The following is a 21577-nucleotide window of genomic DNA, read 5'->3' as shown; positions in this document are numbered from 1 at the left end:
TTTTTCCTTTCGTTACGGCCGCTGAGACCTGAATTTTCTAAAACTTACGAGGCTTTCTGAAACATAAGCCTGATACTGAATGCGATGAAAACTGCTCCGCAAAGACGATCAATCCATTTGGCGGCGCGTTGATATAATGAGCGGATGGCAGGGGTCGTCATAAAAATGCCAACCAAAACGAACCATCCAATAAGAAGTGCCGACATCGATAAACCATAGCCGAACTTGACGGCCATAGGCGTTACCGGTGCGACAAATGTCGAAAAAATCGAAAGAAAGAAAAACACCGCTTTCGGATTAAGAGCATTAACGGTAAATCCGGCAAAAAATGCTTTTTTCAAACTCTGCCGTGTTTTCCTACTTTTTCCATTTTCATTTTCTCCACCAGCAATACCACGCGAGGTGATGCTTTTAATGCCGATATAGAGAAGATAGAGAACACCGAGCCATTTAACGACATTAAACAGAATAAGGGATTTCGAGATGAGCAACCCAAGTCCCAGAATTGTGTAACTCACGTGAAAAAGCAAAGCCGCGCCAATGCCGAAAGCTGTCGCAAAAGCAGCCTTACGCCCATGAACCAGAGATTGGCGCAAAATCAATGCAAAATCGGCACCCGGTGTTATTGCCGCAATTGCGAACACAGCCATCAATGTTGACCATTCGACCAGATAAGGAGCCATCAATCATCTCCAGAAAGCAGCGACAAGCATGATAACCAATCCGAAAATGGAAATTAGCCAGACAATGCTACGAATATAGGGGATGCCCGAAAGGTAAAGCGGAATATAGATAATTCTTGCTATGACCCATATAGATCCACCGGCCACGGTCAACATGATATTATTGGGTGCAAAATCACCAAGCAACATCAATGCCAGAAATGCCGGATAAGTTTCGCGGAAATTGGCGCTGGCACGCATTGCCCGACCGGCATAAACAGATTTCGGTGTTTCTCCGCCATCTCTTGGTCCGGCGTTCCAGCTTCGCCCCAATTCACGTGTTGTGAGAAAAGCCTGCAAAAAAATATGCACCAACAACAATATGACACTTATGGCCAATAATGCTGCTGGTGCATTCATTTGCGACTATCCCTTTTTAAAGATCGAGAACAAGACGTTCCGGATCTTCAAGGCATTCTTTAACGCGAACGAGAAATGTAACAGCTTCCTGACCATCAACGATACGATGGTCATAAGAAAGAGCAAGATACATCATCGGACGGGCAACAACTTCACCATTGACGACGACAGCACGTTCCTTGATGGCATGCATACCAAGAATACCCGATTGAGGTGCATTCAGGATAGGTGTGGACATCAATGAACCATAAACACCGCCATTGGTGATGGTGAATGTGCCACCTTGCATATCGGCGACAGCAAGCTTGCCATCACGTGCCAGACGACCGAGGCGACCGATTTCTTTTTCGATTCCTGCGATTGAAAGCTGGTCTGCGTCACGGACAACCGGAACAACAAGGCCTTTGGCTGTACCAACGGCAATACCGGCATTAACATAATTTTTGTAAATAATGTCGGTACCATCAATTTCGGCATTAACAGCAGGAACTTCTTTCAAAGCATGGCAAACAGCCTTGGTGAAGAAGCCCATGAAGCCGAGCTTGACGCCATGTTTCTTCTCGAACATTTCCTTGTAACGTTTACGCAAGTCCATAACAGCCGTCATATCCACTTCGTTGAAAGTGGTGAGCATTGCCATGGTATTTTGTGCGTCTTTCAAACGACGGGCGATTGTTTGGCGCAATTTTGTCATGCGGACGCGTTCTTCACGTGCAGCATCTTGCGGCTGGGAAGCCGCGCGCGGTGCTGCAACCGGAGCAGCCGACGAAATGCCTTTCGCAAGTGCATCAAGAACATCACCTTTGAGAACCTGTCCACGCTTGCCCGAACCGTCAACCTGACCGGCCGACAGATTGTTTTCAGCCATGAGCTTGGCTGCTGAAGGAGCTGGCTGCATCGAGCCGGAAGCGGCTGCCGGTGCACTTGCTGCCGGTTGTGGTGCAGGAGCACTCGGAGCCGGTTGTGCAGCTTTCGGCTGCGGAGCAACATTGCCGGCAGCACCGGCTTCAATTGCGCCTAGAAGCGCACCAACTTCGACATTGTCACCTTCTTTGGCAGTGATTTCTGTCAGTTTTCCGGCGACAGGCGAGGGAACCTCGACTGTCACTTTATCAGTTTCAAGTTCAACCAGCGGCTCGTCCATAGCGACAGCATCGCCAACCTTTTTGAACCATTTCCCAATGGTTGCTTCAGTAACGGACTCGCCCAGAGTAGGAACACGGATTTCATTAGCCATAATTTTTTTCCATACGTCAGAGTGATTTGAGAATTAAGCCAACGCGTCTTCAAGGAACGCGGCAAGCTGTTGAAGATGTTGCGACATGAGCCCTGTTGCCGGCGAAGCGCTTGCGGGACGACCGGCATAGCGGGCGCGCGGATATTTCGCACCGATATGAGCCAGTACCCATTCAAGATACGGTTCGATAAACGACCAGGCACCCATATTTTTCGGCTCTTCCTGACACCAGACGATTTCCGCCTGCAAGAAGCGGGAAAGCACAGTAATCAAGGCTTTTGCCGGGAACGGGTAGAGCTGTTCGACGCGCAACAGATAGACATCGTCAATGCCGCGTTTTTCGCGCTCTTCGTAAAGGTCGTAGTAAACCTTGCCAGAGCAGAGAACGACGCGACGGATCTTGTTATCCTTCTGCAACTTGATTGCCTGATCCTTGAGCTGTTGGGCGTCATCAAGCAACAAGCGATGGAACGTTGTATCGGCTCCCATATCGCTCAACGAAGAAATAGCGCGTTTATGACGCAACAAGGATTTCGGTGTCATCAGGATCAGCGGTTTGCGGAAATCGCGTTTGATCTGACGGCGCAAGATGTGGAAGTAATTTGCCGGTGTCGTACAATTGGCAACCTGCATATTATCTTCTGCACAAAGTTGCAGATAACGTTCAAGACGGGCTGAAGAGTGTTCAGGTCCCTGACCTTCAAATCCGTGTGGCAACAGGCAAACAAGGCCGCTCATACGCAACCATTTGCGTTCGCCAGACGAGATGAACTGGTCGAAAAGAACCTGTGCACCATTGGCAAAGTCACCAAATTGGGCTTCCCACAAATTCAAGCCGAGCGGTTGCGCCAACGAATATCCATATTCAAATCCCAAGACACCTTCTTCCGAAAGCATCGAGTTGACAGGTTCATAAATGGCCTGACCCTTTTTGAGATTATTCAACGGGATATAGCGGTTTTCGTTTTCCTGATCGTAAAGAACAGAATGACGCTGGCTGAATGTACCACGTTCGACATCCTCACCGGAAAGACGAACCGGAGCACCTTCGATTACGAGCGAACCGAAAGCCAGAGCTTCACCGGTTGCCCAATCGATTCCTTCACCTGTTTCAAACATTTTTGCACGGTTATCAAGGAAGCGCTTAATGGTCTTGTGAACATGGAAATCGGCAGGAATGTCAACCAGACGTTCACCAATTTCTTTCAGTGTCTTGATCGGCACACCGGTTGCACCGCGACGTTGATCGTCGGCATTGTCGGCGGCTTTCAAGCCTGTCCATGTGCCATCAAGCCAATCGGCCTTGTTGGGCTTATAGGAAGTGGCTGCTTCAAATTCCTGTTCAAGTTTGTCGTGCCACTCGCGCTTTTGCTGGTCGAGTTCTTCGGCTTTGATAAGGCCTTCTTTTTCCAGCTTCTCGCCATAAAGTTCCAAAGTGGTTTTATGACCACGAATGGCTTTATACATCAATGGCTGTGTGAAGGATGGTTCATCACCTTCATTGTGACCGAACCGGCGATAGCAGAACATGTCGATAACAACCGGTTTATGGAAAATCATGCGGAATTCTGTTGCAACCTTGGCAACATAAACAACAGCTTCCGGATCATCGCCATTGACGTGGAAAATCGGCGCATCGATCATTTTGGCAATATCTGACGGATAAGGCGTCGAGCGACCAAAACGCGGATTGGTGGTAAAGCCGATCTGGTTATTGATGATGAAGTGGATAGAACCGGCAACACGGAAACCTTTCAGCCCCGAAAGACCCAATGTTTCCTGAATAACGCCTTGCCCTGCAAAAGCCGCATCACCATGGATAAGAACCGGCATGACTTTCGCCCGTTCACTGAGCGGAACAAGATCACTGCGGCTCGGACCGGCGAGCAAATCCTGTTTTGCACGGGTTTTGCCGATAACAACAGGGTCGACAATTTCGAGGTGTGACGGGTTGGCAAGAAGTGACAAATGCACCTTGTTGCCATCGAACTCGCGATCGGAAGAAGTACCCAAGTGGTATTTCACATCGCCCGAACCTTCAACATCATCAGGCTTATAAGAGCCACCCTTGAATTCATGGAAGATTGCGCGATGGGGCTTGGAGAGCACCTGCGAGAGAACGTTAAGACGCCCGCGGTGAGCCATGCCGAAAACGATTTCTTCAACACCAAGAGCACCACCGCGCTTGATGATCTGTTCAAGAGCCGGAATAAGCGATTCACCGCCATCAAGACCGAAACGTTTGGTCCCTTTATATTTTGTATCCAGAAACTTTTCAAAACCCTCGGCTTCGACGAGCTTATGGACAATCGCCTTTTTGCCTTCAGGCGTGAACGATACCCAATTGTTCGGGCCTTCGATCCGTTCCTGAATCCAGCTTTTTTCTGCCGGATCGGAAATATGCATGAATTCGACACCGATTGTATTGCAATAGGTGTTCTTCAATATTTCCAGCATTTGTGGAATGGTCGCATATTCAAGACCGAGAACATTATCGATAAATATTTTGCGATCATAGTCAGCCGTTGTGAAACCATAGGTCTCAGGCGACAATTCGTTATAATCTTCCGGTGCTTCACGCAATTGTAGCGGATCGAGTTTCGCATGGAGATGGCCGCGCATACGATAGGCGCGGATCATCATTATTGCGCGCACTGAATCGCGTGTAGCCTGAATAATATCGGCATCACTGACAGCCGAGCCGCCTTTTTTGGCTGCTCCTGCTGCTTTGCCTTTGAGCTTGTCGCCCATGTGTTTTTCAACAGCCGACCAATCGCCGTCAAGAGCCGATACCAGCTCGCCTTCCGGTTTTACCGGCCAATTGTCACGCTGCCAGGATGCGCCTTCAGCATTTTTGAGCACATCTTCCTTGTTATCTTTCAAATTTTCAAAAAACTCGCGCCATTGCGGATCAACGCTTGCGGGGTTTTTCTCATACTCGGCATAAAGCTGATCTATATAGTCAGCATTGCCACCATATAAAAACGAAGTTTGTTCAAAAAGATCGTTTGTCTGGTCCTGCCTTGCCATATATTCTGCCGGAACGCCTGTTCCGTCTCCTTGATATCCGTGGGAGTACCCTACGAATTGGTGTTGAAGAAGCATTTGCTTCTGTTAAAAATTCAAGCCACCCGAACCGGCCGTCCGAGTGGCTTTTTTGTAATTAGCCTTTAAGAACCTCTACGAGAGTCTTGCCGATTTGTGCGGGCGACGGGGAAACCCGAATACCGGCTGCTTCCATAGCAGCGATCTTGTCTTCGGCTCCACCTTTGCCACCCGATATGACCGCACCGGCATGACCCATTGTGCGGCCTTTCGGTGCTGTACGACCGGCGATAAAACCGACAACCGGTTTCTTGCGCCCTTTCTTGGCTTCATCAATCAGGAATTGGGAAGCGTCTTCCTCGGCAGAACCACCAATTTCACCGATCATAACAATCGACTTGGTTTCGTCATCTGCAAGGAACATCTCCAGCACATCAATGAATTCTGTGCCTTTGACCGGATCGCCACCAATACCGACGGCTGTTGTTTGGCCGAGACCCTCAACCGTTGTCTGGTAAACAGCTTCATAGGTCAAAGTTCCGGAGCGCGATACAACACCGACCGAACCTTTTTTGAAGATCGATCCCGGCATAATGCCGATCTTGCATTCATCGGGTGTGAGAACACCGGGGCAGTTCGGGCCGATAAGGCGGGACTTCGATTTTCTCAATTTCGCCTTGACCTTGACCATATCGAGAACCGGAATACCTTCCGTGATACAAACAATAAGGCCTATTTCGGCATCAATTGCTTCCATAATTGCAGCAGCAGCACCTGCCGGCGGAACATAAATGACAGATGCATCGGCACCGGTCTTGTCCTTGCCTTCGGCAACTGTTGCAAAAATCGGCAATTCCTCGCCATTGGAACCGTGCCAGGTTTCGCCACCCTTTTTCGGGTTAACGCCACCAACCATTTTGGTTCCATGATAGGCAAGTGCCTGTTCGGTGTGGAACGTACCGGTTTTACCGGTCAAACCCTGCACGAGAACTTTTGTATCCTTGTTGATAAGAATCGACATGACTTCAAGCTCCCTTCACGGCTGCAACAATTTTCTTGGCGGCATCATCAAGATCATCCGCCGAGATGACATTCAGACCACTCTCGTTGATAAGAGCTTTACCCTTATCGACATTTGTACCTTCAAGACGGACAACGAGAGGAACCTTCAAACCGACTTCCTTGACCGCAGCCAGAACACCTTCGGCAATAACATCACAACGCATGATGCCACCGAAAATATTCACCAAGATGCCCTTCACATGGGGATCGGCTGTAATAATCTTGAAAGCGGCAGTTACGCGTTCTTTGGAAGCACCGCCACCAACATCAAGAAAGTTTGCCGGCTCGCCGCCATAAAGCTTGATGATATCCATCGTTGCCATAGCAAGACCGGCACCGTTGACCATGCAACCGATATTGCCATCAAGAGCAATATAGGCAAGATCATGTTTGGAAGCTTCGATTTCCTTCGGATCTTCTTCGGAAGTGTCGCGCAACTCGACAATATCGGGATGACGGAAAAGTGCGTTATTGTCGAACGATACTTTTGAATCCAGCAACCGCAAATGGCCGTTTTTCATGACGATCAGCGGGTTGACTTCAAGAAGGCTCATGTCTTTTTCGACAAAAGCTTTGTAAAGAATCGGAAAGAGCTTCAATCCGTCTTCACGAGCAACGCCATCAAGCTTCAGTGCATCGCAAAGTTTTGCGCTGTCTTCAGCAGTAACGCCCTTGTCCGGATCAATCGGAAGGGTGAGGATTTTTTCCGGTGTATCATGTGCAACGGTCTCGATATCCATGCCGCCTTCTGTCGAAACGACGAAAGCGATCTCTCCGACTGTACGGTCGACGAGAATTGACAGATAAAGTTCGCGTTCAATATCGGCACCATCTTCAATATAAAGACGATTTACCTGTTTTCCGGCCGGACCCGTCTGCTTGGTGACAAGTGTTTTGCCAAGCATTTCCTTGACATTGGCAACAACTTCTTCAACCGATTTTGCAAGACGGACGCCACCTTTAGCATCGGGACCAAGTTCTTTAAACTTACCCTTGCCGCGGCCACCAGCATGGATCTGGCTTTTAACGACATAAAGCGGTCCGGGCAATTTTTTTGCCCATTCCTCTGCCTGCTCTACAGAATAGACAGCAACACCGTTTGCAATCGGTGCGCCATATTCATGAAGCAGACGCTTGGCCTGATATTCATGGATATTCATTCATTTTTCCTTTTCTATTATGGGCCGAAAGTCCGGTCCCGGAAAATCGGTATATCCGACTTATGTGAATGAAAAAGTGGGGCAATCCCCCACTTATTTCAAGTTTGGTGCAAGTTTTAAGCAAGCTTCACAAAGTCCATGAACAGCATGGACAGATTTATCGAAAGCTTCTTTTTCTTTCTTATCAAGTTCAATTTCGATAACGCGTTCGACACCACCAGCGCCCAGAACAACAGGAACACCGACATATGTGTCTTTAACGCCGTACTGGCCGGAAAGATGCGCAGCAACCGGTACAACACGCTTTTTATCTTTCAAATAAGCTTCTGCCATCGAAACGGCCGATGCTGCCGGAGCATAATAAGCAGAACCGGTTTTCAACAAACCGACAATTTCTGCACCGCCATCGCGGGTACGTTGAATAATTTTTTCAAGCTTTGCCTCGGTTGTCCAACCCATTTTGACAAGATCAGGCAAAGGAATACCGGCAACTGTCGAATAACGGGCAAGCGGTACCATTGAATCGCCGTGACCGCCCAGAACAAATGCCGTTACATCATCAACCGAAACTTTGAATTCTTCAGCGAGGAAATAGCGGAAACGTGCGGAATCGAGAACTCCGGCCATGCCGACAACCTTGTTTGCCGGAAGACCTGAAAATTTTTGCAAAGCCCAAACCATTGCATCAAGCGGGTTGGTGATGCAGATAACAAATGCGTTGGGAGCGTATTTTTTAATTCCGGCGCCAACCTGTTCCATAACTTTGAGGTTGATGCCAAGAAGATCATCACGGCTCATTCCGGGCTTACGGGGAACACCTGCTGTCACAATAATAACATCGGCTCCCTCGATAGCTGCATAGCTATTGGCGCCGGTGTATTTGGCGTCGAAACCTTCAACCGGTGAAGATTCGGCAATATCAAGACCTTTTCCCTGTGGTACACCTTCGGCAATATCGAACAAGACAACGTCGCCAAGTTCTTTGAGACCTATCAAGTGTGCCAATGTGCCCCCGATCATACCTGAACCGATGAGAGCTATTTTATTGCGTGCCATTCTGGTTTCTTCCCTAAAAAATTGTCGGAATTGTAAAGCAGATTTGCTCCTCTCCGACGTGATACAAACGCCCCTCATTTTTACCTGGCTCGAAAGACCGGATAGAAAGTCGGGTTTGTTAAAACTCCCGTATAGATTTTGTCACGTCGATACGCCGCTTCAAGATCTACACCTCTATCGTCGATAGGCTGAATCGTGGAAAATTACAATAGAATTATCGAAATCCAATAAATTCAAACGGTTATATTGAATTCACTTTACGTAAACGTCAATTTTTCTTCACTTTTGTGCGTCAAATCGACACAATTTACACGTGTTGGGCGATTTTTTCGCATTATTTGACCTGTTTTTCACTCCAATTGGCCAAATATTCCTCGCTTTGCATTTCAAAAAGACGTGATGCAGTACGTTCAAACTCGAATGTTTCGGTCGTCTGGTTCTTTCCCTGATAGAGTTTATCGGGAGTTGCCGCCGCCGAAATAAACAAACGGATATGACGATCATAAAGCGTATCAATCAACAAAATGAAACGTTTTGTCTCGTTCCGGTGCTCGTCATCCATAATCGGCACATTGTCAACGAAAAAAGTATCGTAACGGCTTGATAAAGCAAGATAATCAGCAGCAGCCAAGGGAACGGAGCAAAGATCTATATAATCGAAGCGGGCAGCATTATTTACAACGCGCGGCACGTGAACCGGATGACCGCGAACATCGACAATTTCCGGTTTTGCTATGTGCCCTTGTTCAATGAGTGCCCATGCTGCATCCATCTTTTCCTGTGCGACATGGCCGAGCGGTGTAATATAAACCGGCTTTCGATCAGCTTTTTCCAACCGGTAATCTGTATCGGCATCAAGATTGAAAACCTCGACATTTTCTTCGAGAATCTTGATGAAAGGCAAAAATAATTGCCGGTTGAGACCGTTTTTATAAAGATTTTCGGGTGCAACATTGGAAGTGGCAACAAGCGTTACACCGTCCTTGAATAAAGCGGTAAACAGCCTTGAAAGCACCATTGCATCGGCAATATCGGTAACGGTAAACTCGTCAAAACAAAGGACTTTCGCTTCTTTGGCGAGGCTTGAAGCAACCGGAGGAATAGGGTCGTTCTGTTTGGTTTCGCCACGTGTCAATGCCTGTCGGTGACGGTTTATCCGATCATGCACATCTGCCATAAAATCATTGAAATGGGCGCGCCTCTTGTCGCCATCGGGCAGGCAGGAAAAAAACAAATCCATAAGCATGGTTTTGCCACGACCGACTTCGCCGTAAACATAGAGGCCATGCACACCTGAATGATTGTCTTTATGTTTGCCAAAAAGCCAGCCGAGCGGCGAACTTTTTTGCGATACACGCTTGACAGAAAGCTCGTCAAGAAGACGGTCAAAATGGGAAATCAAGGCAATCTGTGCTTCATCACGGCTGATTTCACCGTTTTCAACCAAAGCATCATAGCGCTCACGCATCGATCCCATTAACAAGCCCCTCCTTGTATCAAAAAATTGAAGAGGCCTTATGGCCTCTCCGAAAACTGTTTAACGACTCAAGATAACGGCTTGACCGTTTACCGTATTTCCCTCGAACCGGCTTGGTCCGGCAGAATAAAGTGTTGCGACAGGACTACCTGCACCATCATAGAAATTCAGTTGCTTTCCGCTTACCGCCCATGACGCAACCTTGGTGAAGGCTTCAGGACAATGCAACGGTCCGGCGCGATAGCCTTGACCATATTTGGTCTGTGGTGTTGCAATCTGGCAATTCAGCCCGCCAACCGACGCCTTCCATACACCGGCAATGGCTCCGGGCGTTAAATCGGAAGCGTTTGCAGGTGGTTGAAGACTGGCTACATCGGTTTGCGACTGCGGGATACTGCTACTTACGCTATTATTAGGCGCTGACGGAAAATTATCCGGCGGCGGCAACTCCGATTGACTGACACCGCCCGAACTTGCCGGTCCCGGCATAACGACTTGCGGTGGCTCACCACCGCCATTGTTGCCGAATCGCGAATTCGCACAACCGGCAAGCATTGTTGCCATAACTGTCAACACCAGAAGTGAATTCTTCGAGACTGTCATATTCCTACTTTCTTCAATCGCATGATTGCGCAGTAAAATCCGTACAAAGGAAAGGCATGATGGTTAAATTTTATTTAAAGACTATACATAGCAAAAAAGTATCAGAAAAAAAGAAAAACATCCGCTTCTCTTCATGATTCACAAAGAAAGCGGACAATGAACGGGACTTTCATACGATGAGAAAAATAACCAGTATTGATAGGATTTTTATAACATATTGTTTTTATTATACTTTTTTAAAACTTATTCATTCCGGAAAGCTGTTTACCTTAAATCGAGAAATTACCGGAAAGAGCAATAAAATATGGCCGCAAACCGGCTTTTAACACAGACAACCGCAATCATTTTCAAAATCCGGTCAATATTTTAGACATTTCCGGGTTTTATATTCTCCGGGTTTTATATATCTCCGGTCTATTCCGACTGTAAAAAGTGCTTGTGCTGGAATTTTTTTGGATTTTCAGCCATATTATCGTAATAAATATCAGGTAGATGGCAAATATGATCCCTTTTGAAAAAATGAATGGTCTTGGCAACGAGATAATTGTTGCCGATATGCGCGAGGCCAAAACAGACATTACGCCGGAGGCAGCGATTGCTCTTTCTAAAAAACGCGATACGGCGTTCGACCAGATAATGGCAGTCCACAAGCCGACAAAATCCGGTGGTGATTATCACATTGTGATATGGAACTCGGATGGATCCAAGGCTCAGGCCTGTGGAAATGGTACACGTTGCGTCGTTGAATGGCTCTATAACCAAAATCTGGGTGATGATTTCAAACTGGACACGGCTGCCGGCATTGTCAGGGCAAAACGTCGTGAAAACGGTTTGGTATCGGTCGATATGGGGATTCCCCATCTTGAATGGCAGGAAATACCTGTGTCACACGCTATCGACGACACAAATCATGCTTCTATCGGTCGCGGGCCGCTTCGTGATGCCTCGCTTGTTTCTATGGGAAACCCGCATGCAATTTTCTTTGTTGGCGATGATATAGAGAAAATAGCTCTTGATAAATTCGGTCCCGAACTTGAACATGACCCGTTTTTCCCCGAACGCTGCAATATTTCGATTGCCCATGTCACATCGCCCACTTCTTTGACTTTGCGGACTTGGGAAAGGGGAGCAGGCCTTACACGCGCCTGTGGCACCGCTTCTTGTGCCGCAACTGTTGCCGCATCAAGACGTGCGCTCACAAAACGGCATGTAACGGTAACCTTACCGGGTGGAAAACTCGATATTTTATGGGATAAAGACAACCATATCATCATGACGGGACCAACGGAATTCGAGTTTGGCGGGGAGTTCGATCCGGTTTCGGGTGAATATCAAAGGATTTCGTAATGGCAACTGAAATTGTCACCTTCGGCTGTCGGCTGAATGCATTTGAATCAGAAGTCATGCGCAAAGAAAGTGCTGAAGCCGGCCTTGATAAGCTGGAAAACGGCGCTTTCATCTTCAATACATGTGCTGTCACGGCTGAAGCCGTCCGTCAGGCAAAACAGGCAATTCGCAAAGCAAGGCGCGAAAACCCGCTTGCACGTATCATTGTGACAGGCTGTGCTGCCCAAACTCTGGGGCAGGATTTTGCCGATATGGATGAAGTTGATCTGGTTTTGGGGAATGAAGAAAAACTGCATGCCCATTCCTATCGTCAGCTCCCTGATTTCGGTGTCAACAATTACGAGAAACTCAAAGTCAACGACATTATGGAAGTGAAAGAAAATGCGCCCCATATGGTTGACTCGATCGAAGGTCATTCGCGCGCTTTCGTGCAAGTGCAAAACGGTTGCGACCATCGTTGCACTTTCTGCATTATTCCCTATGGAAGGGGTCCGTCACGCTCGGTTCCAATGGGTGCAGTTGTCGAACAGATAAAACGCCTTAACGGAAACGGTTATCAGGAAGTTGTCCTCACCGGTGTCGATCTTACCAGCTATGGACCTGATCTTCCCGGAAAGGCAACGCTCGGAAAACTTGTCGGTTCGATTTTGCGAAACGTTCCCGATCTTGCGCGTTTGCGCCTCTCTTCGATAGATTCAGTAGAAGTCGATGATGAATTGATGGAATTACTGGCTTATGAACCACGGTTAATGCCGCATTTGCACCTTTCGCTTCAAGCTGGCGACAATATGATTTTGAAACGGATGAAAAGGCGCCATTTACGCGACCAATCAATCCGGTTTTGCAATGATTTACGCGACAGACGCCCCGAAATGGTTTATGGCGCCGATCTTATCGCCGGTTTTCCGACCGAAACCGATGCAATGTTTGAAAATACATTGGCACTCGTTGATGATTGTAAACTGACACATCTTCATGTCTTTCCCTATAGCCCGCGGGAAGGCACGCCGGCTGCCCGTATGCCGCAGGTTGATCGGCATATTATCAAACTGAGAGCGGAAAAACTGCGGCAAAAGGGGCAAAAAGCCTATAACGACCATCTCAAGCATTTACAAAACACCGAACACATGATTCTTGTCGAACATGATGGAATCGGCCGTACGGAGGATTTCACACTGACCAAAATCGACGGTGCAATTGCCGGAACCATTGTTAAAGGCCACATTGTCGGCCAGGATGGTGACAAGCTTATTGCCAAGCTCGACGAACGTAACGCTGCCTGACCGGGGATTTTTATGGCTAAAGGTTTATTTAAAAAAGTTTTTTCTTTTGGCTCGAACCCGAAAACGGATTCAGACAACGATGTGACAAAAGATGCGGCAACACCCGCTTTGTCACCCTTTGAAGCCTATAAGGCAGCTCAGGCAAAAAAACAGAGCGAAGCCACAAACACCGAAAACAAAAAACCGGTCGAAACGAAAGAAGAGCGGCCGGATATTCCGTCGGAAAATCAGGAACCCGATTTAACCGAAAAGAAAAAGGTTGAAAATCAACCGGCAAAAAAACCGATAATTCCGGAAGCGGAGTTTGTCGGTTCACAAAGGGTAGAGACAACCGAGGCCGGAACCAACCTTCCTGCTCACAACACCGTAACAATTACCGACAAGGTAACAAGCAACGAAAACAAGGTCAGCAAACCGGATTTGCCCCTCCATGAACCTAAAAAAATGTCATGGTTTGAACGGTTGAAAACCGGTTTGGCCCGTTCATCCCGTCAACTTGGTGATTCGATCAGTTCCATTTTTACCAAGCGCAAGCTTGACGAAGCGACATTGCAAGATCTCGAAGATGTACTCATTCAGGCCGATCTTGGTCTTGAAACCGCTCTCCGTATTACCGATACTCTCGCATCAAGTCGTTATGGTAAAGATATATCAACCGACGAAGTACGCACGATCATGAGTGACGAGATCAAGAAAGTACTTGAACCGGTTGCCCGCCCGCTTGAACTGGACTTGAGCCATAAGCCGCATGTCATATTGGTTGTCGGTGTGAATGGAACGGGAAAAACCACAACAATCGGAAAATTGGCGGCCAAGCTTACCGCCGGTGGATTAAAGGTGATGCTCGCGGCTGGTGATACTTTTCGTGCGGCTGCTATCGAACAACTCCATATCTGGGGAGACCGTGTCAATGCACCGGTTGTTTCAACCAAACTCGGTGCCGATGCGGCAAGCCTTGCCTATGACGCTTATGAAAAAGCCAAAGCTGCCGGAAGTGATGTTCTTATCATTGACACGGCAGGACGGTTGCAGAATAAAACCGAACTGATGGACGAGCTTGCCAAGATTGTGCGTGTTTTAAGCAAGCATGATCCGGATGCGCCACACACTGTTTTGCAAACACTTGATGCGACAACCGGCCAGAATGCGCTGAACCAGGTGGAAATATTCCGCAACATTGCCGGTGTGAACGGCCTTGTCATGACAAAACTTGACGGAACAGCGCGCGGCGGCATTCTTGTTGCAATAGCGGCAAAATACAAGTTGCCGGTATATTTTATCGGGGTAGGAGAGGGCATTGATGACCTCGAACCCTTTGCAGCTTCGGACTTTGCCGAAGCAATAGCAGGAAAACACGAATGACCAATTCACTTTTTGAACCCGATCCGGAAGATACCAAAGCGGTGAAAGAGCTTCATATGTCACCGGCGCTCAAACTCGTTCTCGAAATGGGGCCACTGGTGGTGTTTTTCTTTGCCAACTACAAAGGCGAATGGCTTATCAAACATGTCGGCCTGTTTCAGGGGTTTGAAAAACCGATTTTTCCTGCCACGGCGATTTTCATGGTTGCCATTGTTATCGCACTCGTCGCCTCGTGGATTATTGCACGAAAACTCCCGATCATGCCGCTTATTTCCGGTGTGTTTGTTTTGATTTTCGGGGCTTTAACGCTTTGGCTCCATAATGATACATTCATCAAGATGAAGCCGACAATTATCAACACACTGTTCGGCCTTATCCTGTTCGGTGGTCTCGCTTTCAATAAATCGCTTCTCGGTTATGTGCTCGACTCTGCCTTTCAACTTGATGATGAGGGTTGGAAAATTCTAACCCGTCGTTGGGCATGGTTTTTTATTTTTCTTGCCGTGTTGAACGAATTGGTATGGCGAAATTTCAGCAATGATTTCTGGACGACATTCAAGGTCTTCGGTGTCATGCCGATCACCATTATTTTTATGATTGCACAAATGCCGATTGTCATGAAACATGCAACCTCGCCAATAGGTGTGAAACAGACAAAGCTCGATGAATAGGTCGGGAATTTCAAAAACGGACGGGATTGAAACAATGGAAATTACACAGTTCATCTGCCGCAGTGATAATTTCGGAGTGCTGCTTCATGACGAGGCAAGCGGACTGACTGCGGCTATTGATGCGCCGGATGCAAAGACAATCCGTGAAACGCTTGACCGCAAAGGTTACAAGCTTGATGTCCTTTTCATAACCCATCATCATATGGATCACATCGAAGGAATTACCGCACTTAAAGCCGTTTATGGTACGAAAATCATCGGACCTGAGCGTGAAGCCGACAAAATTGGTGGACTTGATGAAGCGGTCAATGAACAATCAGGCTGCAAATTTGCAAAATTCGATGTCAAAGTGCTTGAAACTCCCGGTCATACGCTTGGATCCGTCTGCTATTATTTTCCTCATGACAAACTGGTTTTTACCGGTGATACGTTGTTTTCTCTGGGCTGCGGAAGACTGTTTGAAGGAACAGCCGAGATGATGTTTTCTTCGCTTGAAAAGCTCAAAGCTCTTCCTGACGAGACAAAGCTTTATTGCGGGCATGAATATACCAAAGAAAATGCGCGGTTTGCACGTTCGGTCGATCCCGATAATGTTGCGCTTATCAATCGCGCTGCTGCTGTTGACCGGCTTATCGCAGTCGGTGAAACCTCGCTCCCAAGCTCGATCAAAAGCGAGAAAGCGGCAAATCCCTTTTTACGCTGTAATGACCCCGATATACGCAAAACATTGAAGATGGAAAATGCTTCGGATGTCGCTGTTTTTGCCGAATTAAGAAAACGCAAGGATCATTTCTGAATGTTTATCAAGCGATTTGTGATTGCCCTTTGTTTGATTGTTTTTCCGGTTGCCGCTTTTGGCGAAGATGCGCCAAAGCAGAATGACAAGCAAAGCGAATTCTATCTCTCTCCAACGGGTAATCCTAAGATTGTAGCGGAATATCCTTTGAATGAAGCTTTTCTGGCGAAGATGGAAAATGTCCAGAAGGAAATGTCGGAGTCCACGATCAGGCTTTCGGAATCCGAAACCGGTAATGATGGTAGTATTGACGGGCTCGTTAAAACCATTTCAAAAGATGAGCGCGTCATGAACATTTTGAAAAAAAATGCGCTTGAACCAAAAGATTACGTTGTCGGTTATCTGGCATTACAAGCAAGCCTGGCTGCTGCATCCTCGCTTGAAGATCAGGATGCAATATTTGACGACAGCACAACAGTTTCAAAGGAAAATCTCGAATTCGGAAAACAATTTGCCGACCGCATTCGTAAGGTTCTCGAACAATAGAATTTTATTGCCGACTGTCAAATCCGGACTACTTTGAATAGTGTAAGATTTGATTAATTTTTTCCTGTGCTTTTTCGTAACGCGATCAGTTAAACACCGGACTTGTATAAAACAAAACATCGTATTCAGATATAAATGTAATAGTTCAGTAAATTATAAATATTTAAACCTAAACAATACTTTTAAAAATATAAATTTCCACATTAAGAAAAGAGATTTATGTTATTTGTATTATCTTATAGGAGACATTTATATAATTTTCCGTGAATATATTTTGGCTCTTGTTCGATGTTCTTTTCAGGTCATTTTTTTACGATCGGGACAAACCGGATGTCATTTTGATAAGCAATGTTACAAAGAATTTTCACATGGATAAGAGCGACTTTGGAGAGCTTCCGGAGTGAAAAAGACATCGCCACACACGAAAATACATGCCGTTACACAAACTTCAAAGCCCGATAACGTCAAGCGTCACCTCTCCCGAAAAAACGGGGTGCGAGATTGACTGCAACCCGCCCTAGTTTTGTAAACGCCTGCAAATATCGTCAAGCTGTTCCAGCGAAGAATAATGGATTTTTACATCCCCGCCTTTTTTCCCGTGTTTGATGGCAACTTTCATGCCTATGACATCGGCAAGCAGTTTTTCAAGCGACTTGGTGTCGGCATCCTTTTCGCTCGGTGTGCGTCTTTTTGCCTTTGCGGTTGATTGTCCATTTGCCAGAGCTTCGGCCTGACGCACAGACAAGCCATCACGGATAATTTTTTCGGCAAGTGCCAAAGGGTCATCGACTGTTATCAGACAGCGCGCGTGGCCTGCCGACAATTGGCCATCATTGATGAATTGTTGCACCTTGGCCGGAAGTTTCAACAATCTCAATGTGTTGGCAACATGACTGCGACTTTTGCCGATCACTTGTGCAAGATCGGCTTGTGTATAATCATGTTCATCAATCAGTTGTTGGTAACCCATGCCTTCTTCCAACGGATTGAGATCGGTTCTTTGGACATTTTCGATAATGGCAAGTTCCAAAGCCGTGCGATCATCGACATCGCGGATAATAACCGGTATTTCAGTGAGATTTGCGCGCTGGGCAGCACGCCAGCGACGCTCACCGGCGATCAATTCAAACCGGTTCGGATGGTCGGGCGAGGGACGAACAACAACCGGCTGAACCACGCCATGTTCACGGATAGATTGGGCGAGATCATCAAGCTCGGTCTCGGTAAAGTGTCGCCGCGGATTTTGCGGGTTACGGGAAATAAATTCGATAGGAACCTGACGTTCCGACGATGTTTTCGGAGCATTGGCAGGTTTATCAATACCAAGATCAACATCGCCGATAAGAGCAGCAAGACCACGTCCAAGCCGTTTTTTCGATTGATCGTCACTCATCTTTATTTCCTTGATTATTCAATAGGTTAAAAAATTCAAGCGGCGCGCAATTGGCGTTCGCGTTGGATGACTTCGGAAGCAAGTTGCAAATAGGCCTGACTGCCAGCACATTTCAAATCATAAAGCAAAGCCGGTTTACCGAATGAAGGAGCCTCCGACACGCGAACATTGCGTGGTATAACGGTTTGATAGACTTTGTCTCCCATAAAGGAGCGTACGTCCTCTACAACCTGATTGGAAAGATTGTTACGGCCGTCATACATAGTGAGCACAATACCCTGTATTTCCAGCGCAGGATTAAGGGAACTGCGAACCTGTTTTACCGTTTCCAATAATTGGCTTAAGCCTTCAAGTGCCAAAAATTCGCATTGCAGAGGCACAAGAACGGAATCGGCCGCGCCCATTGCATTAAGTGTCAAAAGGTTGAGGGAAGGGGGGCAATCAATCAGAATATAAGAAAACTTCTCTGTCACCATAGGATTTTTTCGCAAAGCTTTTTGTAGCCGTTGTATCCGGTCATTTGCCGGTGCAATTTCCATTTCGATTCCAAGAAGATCGAGTGTCGAAGGCACAACATAAAGGTTTGGCACTTCTGTTTCCAAAGCGGCGTCATTGACCGATGCACCTGAAACAATAACATCATAAGAAGATAGCGGGCGCCTGTTACGATCTATTCCCAGTCCGGTGCTGGCGTTCCCCTGCGGGTCTATATCCATAACCAATACAGTCTCGCCGATGGCCGCAAGCGCAGTAGCAAGGTTGATAGCTGTTGTTGTTTTGCCAACCCCGCCTTTCTGATTTGCAATGGCGATAATACGTGTGTCGCTCATTTCTCTCACCCCTTACGTGAATCGATCTTGCTAATTTCGAGAATAACAGACTGCTTATCGATCTTGCTTTGATGAACTTTAAAATCGAATGTCCAGTTTTTCTCTGCTTCGGCTATTTCCTTCTTATAATCACGGCCCTTCTGAAATAGGGCGGTTGCGCCTTGTTCGAACCAGGGTTGTGTCAACTCAAAAAGTTTTTCGAGCGATGCCAAGGCACGTGACGTGATAATTTCCGGCTTGTTAATATGGATGTAACTTGTTTCAATACGGCATGTATGAACTGTAGCAGGCAAATTGAATTCGGCGCTGACACTTCTTAAAAATGCAGCTTTTTTGCTATTGCTTTCGACGAGATCAATATGAAAACCGCTTTGGTCTTTTAAAAGAATGGCTATGACAATTCCGGGAAAACCGCCACCGGAACCAATATCACACCAGTTTTTTGCTTGTGGCTTAAATCCGGCGACTTGTGCGCTATCAAGAATGTGCCGTTTCCAGAGATCGGGCAAAGTCGCATTTGCAATCAGATTGATATGGGATTGCCACTTTTTAACCGCCTCCTCGAATGCCATCAAAGTTTCTGCTGTTTCACGTGAAACCGAAGGTACAATTTGCAGCAATGATTGATATTTTTCTTCTACCCATTCAATCATCAGGCGCTTCTCCGGTTTTCGCGGTGTAACCGCTGGATATGGGTAATAATAAGAGACAGAGCTGCCGGTGTCATGCCGTCAATTTTTTGTGCCTCGGCGATTGATTGAGGCGCGCGCTGACGGATTTTTCCTTTCAGTTCATTCGACAGACCGGAAATCACATCAATGTCGAGTTCTGCCGGAATACGGAGTTGTTCATCGCGCTGAAGATTGGCAATGTCTTGTGCCTGACGATCAAGATAAACCGCATATTGCGCTTCAATTTCCAATGTTTCGGCCGTTTTTTTATCAATCTGGTTGAGTGATGGCCAAATTTCACTCAAACGCGAGAGTGACATTTCCGGATAGGAAAGCAAATCATAAACATTCCGGCGAATTCCGTCGTGTTTTATTTGCAATCCTTTTTCTGTCGCTTCATTTGGCGTGATAAATACCGATTGACACAGATGACGGGCTTTATCCAGTAAATCCTGTTTATGTTGAAAACTCTTCAGTCTCAGCGAGCCTACAATTCCCCATTTTAATCCCGATGGTGTCAACCTCTCATCGGCATTATCCGCTCTTAGAGACAAACGGAATTCTGCACGAGAGGTAAACATACGATAAGGTTCACTGACGCCACGCGTAATCAAATCATCAACCATAACACCGATATAGGCCGTTGACCGGCTAATCGTTACCTGATCTGTCCCTGAAGCTCTGTTTGCAGCATTCAATCCTGCAAGTAAACCTTGTGCTCCTGCCTCTTCATAACCTGTCGTTCCGTTGATCTGACCGGCCAGAAACAGGCCGGGAAGTGCTTTCAATTCCAATGTTGCATAAAGTTGGCGCGGGTCGACAAAATCATATTCGATTGCATAGCCCGGCTGCAACACCTTGGCGTGTTCCAACCCTTCAATGGTTTTGATAAAATCGAGTTGAACCTCTTCCGGCAGAGATGTGGATATGCCGTTCGGATAGACCGTATCATCATCCAGTCCTTCCGGTTCCAGAAATATCTGATGTCCGTCACGCTCGCCGAATTTTACAATTTTATCTTCAATCGAAGGGCAATATCTCGGACCAATACCTTTAATAGCACCCGAATACATCGCCGAACGATGAATATTATCTTTTATGATCTGGTGGGTTTTATGATTGGTCCTTGTAACAGCACAGTCAATTTGCGGTTGACGAATTTTGTCAGTCAAAAACGAGAACGGTACAGGATCCTCGTCAGCACTCTGCTTTGGAAGATTGTCCCAATCTATTGTCTTTTTACTCAAGCGTGAAGGAGTACCCGTTTTCAACCGTCCCAAACGAATACCATATTGCCCCAGATGTTCTCCCAGAAGATTACTGGGTTCTTCACCCATTCTTCCGGCAGGCCATGTTTTTTCACCTATATGGATAAGGCCACGCAAAAATGTACCCGTTGTCAAGACAACCGCACCGGATTCAACTGTTCCACGAGTCTTACATACGACACCCGCGACGGTGTCATTTTTTACAATAAGATCAATGACTTCATCTTCTATAACCGTGAGATTGGGCTGTTCCGAAATCAAAGTCTGCATAGCTTTTTTATAGAGCTTGCGGTCTGCCTGCGTTCGCGGCCCCCTGACCGCCGGGCCTTTTCTCCGGTTAAGCAAACGAAATTGTATTCCGGCTTCATCTGCTGCACGACCCATCAGCCCGTCAAGTGCATCAATTTCTCTCACAAGATGGCCTTTTCCGAGTCCACCAATTGCCGGATTACATGACATCGTCCCGATGGAAGCAAAATGATAGGTTATGAGCGCCGTTTTTGCACCGGTACGTGCAGCAGCAGAAGCAGCTTCACATCCGGCGTGTCCGCCCCCGACAACAATTACATCAAATTTATCAGCCAATTTTATACAAACACCGTTAAAGTTTTAACGTTTCACGTGAAACAAAGAACCATACCTTGTTGCGGAATATCAGTGTGCTTTGCAACGTGCACGAATTATCTCACCTGTCTAACACATGGAATGTTTCACGTGAATCATTATTTTTAAAGATTGAACATTTTAT

Annotated in this window: 18 protein-coding genes and 1 pseudogene; 6 read left to right on the top strand and 13 right to left on the bottom strand. The window is 46.8% G+C overall.

Annotation, left to right across the window (positions count from 1 at the left end; translation table 11 throughout):
* Positions 1-44: 44 nt before the first annotated feature.
* The 9 genes from H3S94_RS04140 to H3S94_RS04100 form a co-directional block, all read right to left on the bottom strand.
* On the bottom strand, positions 45-683 hold the full coding sequence (locus H3S94_RS04140) for a LysE family translocator (RefSeq protein ID WP_198240353.1): 639 nt from the start codon (positions 681-683) through the stop codon (positions 45-47).
* Positions 684-686: 3 nt separating this feature from the next.
* Positions 687-1082 (bottom strand): MAPEG family protein, encoded by a 396-nt coding sequence (locus H3S94_RS04135; RefSeq protein ID WP_198240352.1) that lies wholly within the window; start codon positions 1080-1082, stop codon positions 687-689.
* 16 nt (positions 1083-1098) lie between these two features.
* Positions 1099-2319 (bottom strand): 2-oxoglutarate dehydrogenase complex dihydrolipoyllysine-residue succinyltransferase, encoded by a 1221-nt coding sequence (gene odhB, locus H3S94_RS04130; protein WP_077994325.1) that lies wholly within the window; start codon positions 2317-2319, stop codon positions 1099-1101.
* 33 nt (positions 2320-2352) lie between these two features.
* The gene (locus H3S94_RS04125; RefSeq protein ID WP_198240351.1) at positions 2353-5349 is read right to left on the bottom strand and encodes a 2-oxoglutarate dehydrogenase E1 component; all 2997 of its coding nucleotides are present in this window, start codon (positions 5347-5349) and stop codon (positions 2353-2355) included.
* 133 nt (positions 5350-5482) lie between these two features.
* Positions 5483-6385 carry a succinate--CoA ligase subunit alpha gene (gene sucD / locus H3S94_RS04120; protein ID WP_077994329.1) on the bottom strand — a complete coding sequence of 301 codons (903 nt, stop codon included), beginning with the start codon at positions 6383-6385 and terminating at the stop codon, positions 5483-5485.
* Positions 6386-6389: 4 nt separating this feature from the next.
* Positions 6390-7586 carry an ADP-forming succinate--CoA ligase subunit beta gene (gene sucC / locus H3S94_RS04115; protein WP_077994331.1) on the bottom strand — a complete coding sequence of 399 codons (1197 nt, stop codon included), beginning with the start codon at positions 7584-7586 and terminating at the stop codon, positions 6390-6392.
* A gap of 93 nt (positions 7587-7679) precedes the next feature.
* On the bottom strand, positions 7680-8642 hold the full coding sequence (mdh, locus tag H3S94_RS04110) for a malate dehydrogenase (RefSeq protein WP_077994333.1): 963 nt from the start codon (positions 8640-8642) through the stop codon (positions 7680-7682).
* Between the two features lie 334 nt (positions 8643-8976).
* Positions 8977-10119, bottom strand: a complete 1143-nt coding sequence (gene zapE / locus H3S94_RS04105) for a cell division protein ZapE (RefSeq protein WP_077994337.1) — start codon at positions 10117-10119, stop codon at positions 8977-8979.
* A 60-nt stretch (positions 10120-10179) separates the two neighbouring features.
* A complete protein-coding gene (locus H3S94_RS04100) occupies positions 10180-10722 on the bottom strand; it encodes an AprI/Inh family metalloprotease inhibitor (RefSeq protein WP_077994338.1) in 543 nt (180 codons plus the stop codon).
* Between the two features lie 501 nt (positions 10723-11223).
* Here H3S94_RS04100 and dapF point away from each other — a divergent pair.
* The 6 genes and pseudogenes from dapF (at position 11224) to H3S94_RS04070 (ending at position 16667) form a co-directional block, all read left to right on the top strand.
* Positions 11224-12069 (top strand): diaminopimelate epimerase, encoded by an 846-nt coding sequence (gene dapF / locus H3S94_RS04095; RefSeq protein ID WP_198240492.1) that lies wholly within the window; start codon positions 11224-11226, stop codon positions 12067-12069.
* On the top strand, positions 12069-13352 hold the full coding sequence (gene mtaB, locus H3S94_RS04090) for a tRNA (N(6)-L-threonylcarbamoyladenosine(37)-C(2))-methylthiotransferase MtaB (RefSeq protein ID WP_198240350.1): 1284 nt from the start codon (positions 12069-12071) through the stop codon (positions 13350-13352). The genes dapF and mtaB overlap by 1 nt, the downstream gene beginning before the upstream one ends.
* A 441-nt stretch (positions 13353-13793) precedes the next feature.
* Positions 13794-14714: pseudogene (gene ftsY / locus H3S94_RS04085) on the top strand (signal recognition particle-docking protein FtsY); the annotation flags it as partial.
* A complete protein-coding gene (locus H3S94_RS04080) occupies positions 14711-15385 on the top strand; it encodes a septation protein A (protein ID WP_077994341.1) in 675 nt (224 codons plus the stop codon). The pseudogene ftsY and the gene H3S94_RS04080, both read left to right, overlap by 4 nt.
* Before the next feature lie 34 nt (positions 15386-15419).
* Positions 15420-16181: a hydroxyacylglutathione hydrolase gene (gene gloB / locus H3S94_RS04075; RefSeq protein WP_198240348.1), complete on the top strand. Its 762-nt coding sequence runs from the start codon at positions 15420-15422 to the stop codon at positions 16179-16181.
* Positions 16182-16667 carry a hypothetical protein gene (locus H3S94_RS04070; protein WP_198230390.1) on the top strand — a complete coding sequence of 162 codons (486 nt, stop codon included), beginning with the start codon at positions 16182-16184 and terminating at the stop codon, positions 16665-16667.
* Between the two features lie 517 nt (positions 16668-17184).
* Here H3S94_RS04070 and H3S94_RS04065 read toward each other — a convergent pair.
* From H3S94_RS04065 to mnmG, 4 genes are read right to left on the bottom strand one after another with little or no spacing between them, the layout of a single operon-like run.
* Positions 17185-18060 carry a ParB/RepB/Spo0J family partition protein gene (locus H3S94_RS04065; protein WP_198240347.1) on the bottom strand — a complete coding sequence of 292 codons (876 nt, stop codon included), beginning with the start codon at positions 18058-18060 and terminating at the stop codon, positions 17185-17187.
* A 35-nt stretch (positions 18061-18095) separates the two neighbouring features.
* Entirely contained in the window at positions 18096-18890 is a 795-nt protein-coding gene (locus H3S94_RS04060) for a ParA family protein (RefSeq protein WP_077994345.1), read from the bottom strand.
* A 5-nt stretch (positions 18891-18895) separates the two neighbouring features.
* On the bottom strand, positions 18896-19543 hold the full coding sequence (gene rsmG / locus H3S94_RS04055) for a 16S rRNA (guanine(527)-N(7))-methyltransferase RsmG (RefSeq protein WP_198240346.1): 648 nt from the start codon (positions 19541-19543) through the stop codon (positions 18896-18898).
* Positions 19543-21414, bottom strand: coding sequence for a tRNA uridine-5-carboxymethylaminomethyl(34) synthesis enzyme MnmG (gene mnmG, locus H3S94_RS04050; protein WP_198240345.1), 1872 nt, complete (start codon positions 21412-21414; stop codon positions 19543-19545). Before mnmG ends, rsmG begins: the two co-directional genes overlap by 1 nt.
* Positions 21415-21577: the final 163 nt, after the last annotated feature.

The organism is Bartonella sp. B10834G3 (assembly GCF_016102505.1).
In the GTDB taxonomy this organism is placed as follows: domain Bacteria; phylum Pseudomonadota; class Alphaproteobacteria; order Rhizobiales; family Rhizobiaceae; genus Bartonella; species Bartonella choladocola.
This window is presented reverse-complemented; position numbering and strand designations above follow the sequence as displayed.

Coding starts and splice junctions, on each gene's coding strand:
- H3S94_RS04140 (WP_198240353.1), bottom strand. CDS start 683: ATGGCTCCTTATCTGGTCGAATGGTCAACATTGATGGCTGTGTTCGCA.
- H3S94_RS04135 (WP_198240352.1), bottom strand. CDS start 1,082: ATGAATGCACCAGCAGCATTATTGGCCATAAGTGTCATATTGTTGTTG.
- odhB (WP_077994325.1), bottom strand. CDS start 2,319: ATGGCTAATGAAATCCGTGTTCCTACTCTGGGCGAGTCCGTTACTGAA.
- H3S94_RS04125 (WP_198240351.1), bottom strand. CDS start 5,349: ATGGCAAGGCAGGACCAGACAAACGATCTTTTTGAACAAACTTCGTTT.
- sucD (WP_077994329.1), bottom strand. CDS start 6,385: ATGTCGATTCTTATCAACAAGGATACAAAAGTTCTCGTGCAGGGTTTG.
- sucC (WP_077994331.1), bottom strand. CDS start 7,586: ATGAATATCCATGAATATCAGGCCAAGCGTCTGCTTCATGAATATGGC.
- mdh (WP_077994333.1), bottom strand. CDS start 8,642: ATGGCACGCAATAAAATAGCTCTCATCGGTTCAGGTATGATCGGGGGC.
- zapE (WP_077994337.1), bottom strand. CDS start 10,119: ATGGGATCGATGCGTGAGCGCTATGATGCTTTGGTTGAAAACGGTGAA.
- H3S94_RS04100 (WP_077994338.1), bottom strand. CDS start 10,722: ATGACAGTCTCGAAGAATTCACTTCTGGTGTTGACAGTTATGGCAACA.
- dapF (WP_198240492.1), top strand. CDS start 11,224: ATGATCCCTTTTGAAAAAATGAATGGTCTTGGCAACGAGATAATTGTT.
- mtaB (WP_198240350.1), top strand. CDS start 12,069: ATGGCAACTGAAATTGTCACCTTCGGCTGTCGGCTGAATGCATTTGAA.
- H3S94_RS04080 (WP_077994341.1), top strand. CDS start 14,711: ATGACCAATTCACTTTTTGAACCCGATCCGGAAGATACCAAAGCGGTG.
- gloB (WP_198240348.1), top strand. CDS start 15,420: ATGGAAATTACACAGTTCATCTGCCGCAGTGATAATTTCGGAGTGCTG.
- H3S94_RS04070 (WP_198230390.1), top strand. CDS start 16,182: ATGTTTATCAAGCGATTTGTGATTGCCCTTTGTTTGATTGTTTTTCCG.
- H3S94_RS04065 (WP_198240347.1), bottom strand. CDS start 18,060: ATGAGTGACGATCAATCGAAAAAACGGCTTGGACGTGGTCTTGCTGCT.
- H3S94_RS04060 (WP_077994345.1), bottom strand. CDS start 18,890: ATGAGCGACACACGTATTATCGCCATTGCAAATCAGAAAGGCGGGGTT.
- rsmG (WP_198240346.1), bottom strand. CDS start 19,543: ATGATTGAATGGGTAGAAGAAAAATATCAATCATTGCTGCAAATTGTA.